Annotated in this window: 3 protein-coding genes; all 3 read left to right on the top strand. The window is 57.8% G+C overall.

Going from position 1 to position 2,485, the window contains the following annotated elements; genetic code table 11:
• Nucleotides 1-321: chromosome partitioning protein ParB (locus tag VGK48_03575; GenBank protein HEY2380243.1), on the top strand; the 321-nt coding region annotated here is incomplete at its 5' end.
• Between the two features lie 44 nt (nucleotides 322-365).
• Complete coding sequence (locus VGK48_03570) at nucleotides 366-1,490, top strand: hypothetical protein (GenBank protein HEY2380242.1); 1,125 nt, start codon at nucleotides 366-368, stop codon at nucleotides 1,488-1,490.
• Between the two features lie 72 nt (nucleotides 1,491-1,562).
• The gene (gene def / locus VGK48_03565; protein ID HEY2380241.1) at nucleotides 1,563-2,117 is read left to right on the top strand and encodes a peptide deformylase; all 555 of its coding nucleotides are present in this window, start codon (nucleotides 1,563-1,565) and stop codon (nucleotides 2,115-2,117) included.
• The last annotated feature ends 368 nt before the right edge of the window (nucleotides 2,118-2,485 follow it).

Below are 2,485 nucleotides of genomic sequence, written 5' to 3'. Positions count from 1 at the left end.
ATTCTGGGGCTGACTCGAGCCGAGGAACAAAAACTCGCGGCGGACCGCGTTATCAAACAGTCGTTGAACGTTCGGCAGACCGAAACCCTGGTCGCGCATCTGCAAAACCGATCCACCGCGCCACCCGCCGGCACCAGGCCGGCTTCGCTTCCACTGACCAAGGATTCCCACATAGCCGATCTCGAACGGCGCCTGCAGGAGCGATTCGGGACGAAAGTGGACTTGCGTTACCGCCAGGGAAAGGGCGCGCTCCAGATTCACTTTTACAATGATGATGACCTCGGCCGTGTTTTGGAAATCATGAATGTGAAGCTGGATTGAAAAGCGGGTTGTCTTCCACTGCTGGCGGCCGGACCGGATTTTCCATGACCACCACATTTGAACTTCGTGAATTGTGCGCACAACGACTGGCGGACGCGGTTGACCGCGCCGGCCGATTGACGGCGTTCGTGGGTCTGGACGGCTTCGTTGACGAAATCCTGCACGTGGTGGACAAGCGAGTGGATGCGCAGAACTACGAACGGGTGCCGTCGATTGCCCGCCTGGCGGAGCGGATCGCCGAGGCTTCCGGGAAAAGTACGAACCTCGAACTGGTGAACCAGCTCACCAAACTCGGCGGAAACGGTCCGATCATGGCCAATGCCCTGGCCAGTTTCGGGCTCAAGGTGACTTACCTTGGGAACCTTGGCTATCCGCACCTGCACCCCGTCTTTCATGAGTTTGCCAAGCGGGCGGAAGTCCATTCCATTGCGGAGCCCGGCCATACCGACGCCCTCGAGTTCGAGGACGGCAAAATCATGCTGGGGAAACATTCCTCGCTCAAGGAAATCACCTGGTCCAACATCCTCGCCCGGTTCGGCCGCGAAAGATTCGCCGCGAAATTCGAACATGCCGACCTCGCCGCGTTCGTCAACTGGACGATGCTTCCCCACATGAGCGACATCTGGGACGCTCTCCTGAACGAACTTTGTCCCGGCCTGAAATCGCCACGACGCATCATGTTCTTCGACCTGTGCGACCCCGAGAAACGCACCGCAGAAGATCTCACCCGCGCGCTGGAGATGATCAAACGGTTCGAGAACCATTTCGATGTCGTTCTCGGCCTGAACGAGAAGGAAGCCAACGAAATCGCCGACGTGCTGGGACTGCATCGCAAGGCGCACAGCGCGGAGTCCCTTTCCACACTCGCGCGCGAGCTGCGCGCCAGATTACCCGTCAGTACGATTGTCATCCACCCGGTTTCTTATGCGCTGGCCGTCAGCGATGAATCGGTGGATCTCGTCAAAGGACCTTATATTTCAAAACCGAAGATCACGACCGGCGCGGGTGACCATTTTAACGCGGGTTTTTGCCTGGGCAAACTGCTTGGATTCGACAACGCGATGAGCGTGCTGACCGGTGTCACCACAAGTGGCTACTACGTTCGCACGGCGACGAGCCCCTCCATTCTCCAATTGACCGGGCTTCTGCGTAAATGGCCGGGAAAGTAAGATCCTTTCGAAACTCGTCCCTACTTGACTCACACCGCAGGAACTTCGACTGTTCGCATCAAAACGCCAACAATGATTCTTCCCGTCGTCACATACGGGCATCCGATCCTGCGACAAAAGGGCGCCCGCGTTGAGAAGGTCACGCCGCAAATCAAACAGTTGATAAAGGATTTGCTGGATACCATGTACGCCGCCGCGGGAGTCGGACTGGCCGCCCAACAGGTGGGCCACGCGCTGCAACTGACCGTGATCGACGTGCGAGAAATCAAAGACCGGCCTTCAACTCTGCAATTCCACGGACAGCCGGCCGACATCAACGCGTTCATGCCGCTCGTGTTGATGAACCCGGAAATCGTTCCTGTGGCGCCACCAGTGGCGGGCCCGGAAGGATGTTTGAGCTTCCCTGAAATTTATGCCGACATCGCCCGGCCCGAATCGGTGGATGTCGTCGCGCTCGGTGAGAATGGTCAGCGCCTTGAGTTTCGCTGCGGCGGCCTGCTCGCCCGCGCGGTCCAGCATGAAACCGATCACCTTCAGGGCATACTCTTTATCGATCGCATGAACCCCGAGACCAAGAAAGAGCTCAAACCCCAGTTGGAAGAGCTGAGGCGGAGAAACCGGAATTGAACACAGGCAGGGACCCGGATCCCTTCAACCTGCCGCTTGCGACCGGAAAAAACTCTGTCAGCACGTTCCCGTGCAACCAATCGGTGAACTTTTTAGACCCGACTCCCCCTTGACTGCATTTTCTCACCCTGTCGGCCGTTTTGACGCTGGAACAGATGAATCCCGGTAGGCTGACCGTTTGTTACGCCGTGCGGCGGCGTTCAATTCCACGACAAGTCCTCGGGCGTTTCCGACAGCAGGCGATATTTCCATCCTTTCTGCTGTAGAATTGTTTTCCAGAGCTCTCCGGCATTCGTGCTGAAGACCAGCTCAAGGGAAGCAGGGTGCGTCAGCCATGCCTCGCGTTTCATTTCGTCGTCGAGCTGGCC

It is taken from the genome of Terriglobia bacterium, from assembly GCA_036496425.1.
Taxonomy (GTDB): Bacteria; Acidobacteriota; Terriglobia; order 20CM-2-55-15; family 20CM-2-55-15; genus 20CM-2-55-15.
This window is presented reverse-complemented; position numbering and strand designations above follow the sequence as displayed.

Excerpts from the sequence above, each read along its gene's own strand:
- VGK48_03570 (HEY2380242.1), top strand. The coding sequence starts at position 366 with ATGACCACCACATTTGAACTTCGTGAATTGTGCGCACAACGACTGGCG.
- def (HEY2380241.1), top strand. The coding sequence starts at position 1,563 with ATGATTCTTCCCGTCGTCACATACGGGCATCCGATCCTGCGACAAAAG.